Consider the following 4,662-nt stretch of genomic DNA (forward strand, 5'->3'; position numbering starts at 1 on the left):
CAACTACGACGATTGGCACTACATCGTCTTTGAATACATCAATGGGACCAACGTCCGCGATCTGGTGGACCACCACGGCGCGCTCTCGCTCGATGATGCCGTCGTCTTCACCTCGCAAGTCGCCGAAGCGCTCGACCATGCGTCGCAGCGCGGCATCGTGCACCGCGACATCAAGCCGTCCAACGTTTTGGTTTCCGAAGACGGTTCGGTCAAGCTGGTCGACATGGGGCTGGCCCGTAGCGACAACCTGGATCTTAGCGAAGACATGACCGCCAGCGGCGTCACGCTGGGAACGTTTGACTACATCTCGCCCGAACAAGCTTTTGATCCACGCGACGCCGACATCCGTAGCGACCTTTATTCGCTCGGCTGCACGTTCTACTTCATGCTGACCGGTGAAGCGCCCTACACCGGCGGCACGATGCTGCAAAAGCTGATCAGCCACGGCAACGCCCCGTTGCCCAATCCCAAGACGCTGCGTCCGGATCTGCCAGACGAAGCGATCGCGGTGATGCATCGGATGATGGCGAAAGACCCACAGTCGCGGTATCAAAATGCGCGCGACTTGTTGGCCGATCTCAGCGAGCTGGCGTATCGCTTTCAATTAAAACGCGCCCAATCTAACGCTGTCGTCACACTTCCCTCGGGAAACGAAGGCTTACAGCGTCTGCAATTGCATTTGCCATGGATGATCGCGGCGTTGTTGATTTTGATGATCGGCGGGTATTTGGAATTGCAATCGACCGCGACCCGTGATGCGTTTGTGATCAACCGACCGGCATCGCTGAGTCGAACGGGTTCAGCGCGATCGTCCTTGCCACCGTCCGGAGCGGGCACATCGGACGCCGATGCCGCCAGTTCCGACGGCTCCGTCCTCGATCGCTTTCCCCCGTCGTCCTCGGGTACCTTCTCCGACAGCAATCCGGCATCGAACGGTTCCGAGTCGTCGCTCCCTGGCGGATCGGCCAATCAAGGTGATCGCGTCGGCCCCGGAACGATCGATTCTCCATCGGTCGAACCCGGCATGAATCTGGACGATGTTTCCGAAGCGGCCGCGCGGCCACCCAGCTTCGGTGCACGGTTGCCGCTCCCCGACACGTTGGGCAGCGATGATGAAATGCCCGCCACGTCTTTCGAAGACAACACGGCGATGACGCCCAACGAAGGGGACGAGACAGAATTCGATTCAACGACGTCCGGCTTGTCGGCATCGGCCGCTGGTGGTTTAGCCGCGGCGGGATCTGCGGTCGGTGCGGGAATCCAGGAAGCCAATCGGATGAACAAGCCGAATGGATCAGCACCGGTTGTCTCGCCGACCCGCCCCGTCATGCCGGCGGAATTGCCGGTTCCACAATCCGTCCGCGTGGTCTCGCCAAGTCTACTGGCGCTTTCCATGCGAGTCGACCAAATCGATCGGGACACCGACGGCGCGATCCTGGTCGCGACGCTGGCCGACGCAATTGACCTGGCCATGCGATTCGGGGTCGGACGCGTCGAGCTGGCGACTGCTGAGTTGGTCACCGGTCCGTTGACGATTCCCCAAGACAACATGGTCTTCGAGTCCACGGTCGGACGGACGGCCATTCGAATGGTCTCCACCGACACGCTGGCGATCGGCCGCAGCGAGATGTTGAACATCGGCAACCATCGCACCCAATTTCGCAACCTGGACTTTCACTGGGAACTCGCCCAGGAACAAGTCGATGGCGGCTCAATGTTCGTGCTCAATGACAACCGACTGACCCGATTCCAGAACTGCACGTTCACGCTGGTCAATAAAGCGATCCATGACGGCGTGTCGTTTTTCCAGATCGTGACCGACCCCAAAGCCCTGCCGGATTCGGAAACCCTGCCCGGCCGAATCCTCAACCCGAACGAGGATGCGTTGCCGTTGGTGGCGGTCCAGTTAGACAACGCCGTGGTGCGCGGTGAAGCCACCCTGATCCAGATGGACTATGCCGCCGCGTTGCAGTTGGTCTGGAAGAACGGATTGCTGGCGATTAGTGGCCGCATGATTGACACGTCCGGTGCCCGTCGACGCCCGACACCGATCGCCAGCCCGATTCAGCTGTCGCTATCCAACGTCACCGCAGAGATCCCTCGTGGACTGCTGCGAATGCGGCTGGGTCCAGACGGGATTTTCCCGGTCCCGATTGAACGGGAAGCCAATCAGTGCGTCTTCCTGATCGAAGACGGCCAACCGCATGTCGAGATCATCGGCGTGGAAACGCTTGCGACCGAGCGTCCTTATTTGAAGCTTCGCGGCGAAGACAACGCGTACGTCGGCGCCCCGACGTTGAGCGATCCGCTGCTTTCGGTCTCCGATCTGGCCGGCAACACGTCGGTCTACATGATGGAAGAACTGGCGGCTCAATCGCTGCCCTGGATCGATGAACGTCGACCGAGATGGTCGGTTCGCTGGTCCTCGGTGCGTCCCAGATCACAAACCTTTCATCGCCTGACGCCGACCAATTATCGCCAAGACGGAGCGATCTACTTCGGGTTCCAAGAACCCGACCTGCCGCCCCTGCCGTAGACGCGCGAGACTGGCTCACGCCACGTGCGTGTGTGTGTCTGGCAACCGTCGCGCCCGACGCAACTGCCTATCGCCCAAGCCCGCTAAGTTAAGCGTCGTTTCTTCCGATGAGGCCCGTAGGCTCGCGCCGCACGGCTGATATTCGTATGAGATCAGCCGGTTCGCGCCAGCGGTCGGGCGCCTCACTGATGTCAACTGAGCTGTATTAGCGTTACTGCCCACTGCCTATTGCGGCGCCGGAGATCATCACCTCAACGGGCAGCCCGATCGGCAAGGTCGCGTCGGTCTTCAAATCGATCCAAACGCGTCGGGTGTGCGTCTCATTGCGTTCGCCCGCCCAACCGCCGTAGATCTTTTTCGGTTCCATTCTCGGTTCGATCTCGACGACGACTCCGGAGAAGAACTGTCCGGGCATGGCATCGGCCGTGACTTCGCAGGCTTGTCCCCGAGCGACCGTCAACGCGTCCCGCTCGTCCACATCAGCAACCACGCGCAAGCGTTCGGTGTTTGACAATTCCAAGGCCGGCTCCGGCATCTCGGGGCTGATCCACTCGCCGGGATTCACGTCCACGGCCAACACAATGGCGGGGCAGGGCGAGAGGATCGAACAACGCTGCAGGTCGATTTCAGCCATCGCCAGCGTGGCTTCGGCCGAAGCGATTTCGGCGTCGGCCGCCATCAGGTCGGCCAAACGGGGATCGGCTTTGATCGTCATGTAACGCTCGCGTGCGGCCAACATCAACGCGAGGTTCGTATCATGTTCGGCGCGATAATCTTCCAGCGATTGCGAGCTGAGCGCGTTGCGGGAGAACAATTTGCTGGCCCGTTCAAATCGAGTGCGGGAACTTTCGTAGCGAGCCTCTGCCGCAACGGTTTCCTGCTTCGCCGCTTCAATTTCGCTCTCTCGAGCGCCGGCGATCAACCGCATGCGTTTGGCGCGTGCGGCGGACAACATCGCCGACGCCAGGTCGCGTTGTGCTTCATAGCGTTTGGATTCCAATTGGAACAACACCTGCCCCTTCTCGACGCGGGTCCCCCGTGACACCATGACCGAATCGATTCGGCCGGGAAAGTGCGGCCGGATCAGAACGTTTTCGGTCGTTCCTTCGATTCGTCCGGCGGCATGCACCGACGCCTTCGTCACGACCGGTGGCGAGAGTTCGGGCAGCGATGCGGGGCGGGAATTTGATTTCTGGTGCTGATCGGCGATGATCAAGATCCCGGTCCCGAGCGCCGCGAATGCTCCAGCGAGAAACAGCTGTCTCATTTGAATCTCCCGTTTTCCATTTCGCAGATCCGATCGGCATACTCATAGATCCGCGGATCGTGCGTCACCACGACGGTCGAGCTGGCGTATTCTTTCGTCAATTCATTCAACAATTCCATCACGGCCCTCCCCGACTTGCCATCCAGCGCCGCCGTCGGCTCGTCGGCCAAGATCAACTCGGGTTGCCCAATGACTGCCCGTGCCAATGCCACACGCTGGCATTGGCCGGGGCTCATTGATGTCGGCAAAGCGTTCCGGTGATCCTCAAGCCCCATCCGGCACAGCAATTCGGCGGCGCGTTCACGGGCCTCACGAAGCGGCATTCCGTCCATGGTCAGCGGAATCGACACGTTGTCTTCGGCCGTCAATCCGTTGATCAGTTGGAACCGTTGAAATACAAAACCGATCTGTTGTCGGCGAACCAGGGTGCGTTCGACTTCCGTCAAACCGTCGACGCGGCGGTCTTTCAAAAGCAACTGCCCGGAGTCCGATGTCAAGAGCAGCCCCAGGATCGACAGCAGCGTCGTCTTGCCACTTCCCGACGGCCCGGCCAAAAACACGCACTCCCCCGGATCGACGTGAAAATCGATGCCGTCCAGGACCGGGCGTGACTGGCCACCGATCACGTATGACTTCGCGATCCCCTTGGCTTCCAACGCATGAGTTGTCAATGCAGGCTTCGTCGGCTCGGGCGAAACTCCATGGCTAGGCCGAACACCGACGGGGACATCGGCTGGCGTGTTGGCGGTCGTGCCGGTGTTGGTGAGGGTCATGACTGCAATGCCGTATGGGGGTCGATACGTCGGACGCGCAGATAAGGCAGACCGGCCGCGAGCAAGCAAATCGCGAACATCAAGAC

The 4,662-nt window shown here is 60.5% G+C and carries 3 protein-coding genes; 1 reads left to right on the forward strand and 2 read right to left on the reverse strand.

The genetic code is table 11. The features are described 5' to 3' along the window. Window positions 1-2,536: serine/threonine-protein kinase (locus tag ABX749_RS22785; RefSeq protein ID WP_372898011.1), on the forward strand; the 2,536-nt coding region annotated here is incomplete at its 5' end. A gap of 211 nt (window positions 2,537-2,747) precedes the next feature. Here the strand turns inward: ABX749_RS22785 and ABX749_RS22790 are convergent. Then, window positions 2,748-3,803 carry an HlyD family secretion protein gene (locus ABX749_RS22790; RefSeq protein ID WP_145209372.1) on the reverse strand — a complete coding sequence of 352 codons (1,056 nt, stop codon included), beginning with the start codon at window positions 3,801-3,803 and terminating at the stop codon, window positions 2,748-2,750. Next, a complete protein-coding gene (locus tag ABX749_RS22795; RefSeq protein WP_372898012.1) occupies window positions 3,800-4,576 on the reverse strand; it encodes an ABC transporter ATP-binding protein in 777 nt (258 codons plus the stop codon). Before ABX749_RS22795 ends, ABX749_RS22790 begins: the two co-directional genes overlap by 4 nt. Window positions 4,577-4,662: the final 86 nt, after the last annotated feature.

The sequence above is a fragment of the Stieleria sp. genome, from assembly GCF_041595215.1.
GTDB classification, from domain to species: domain Bacteria; phylum Planctomycetota; class Planctomycetia; order Pirellulales; family Pirellulaceae; genus Stieleria; species Stieleria magnilauensis.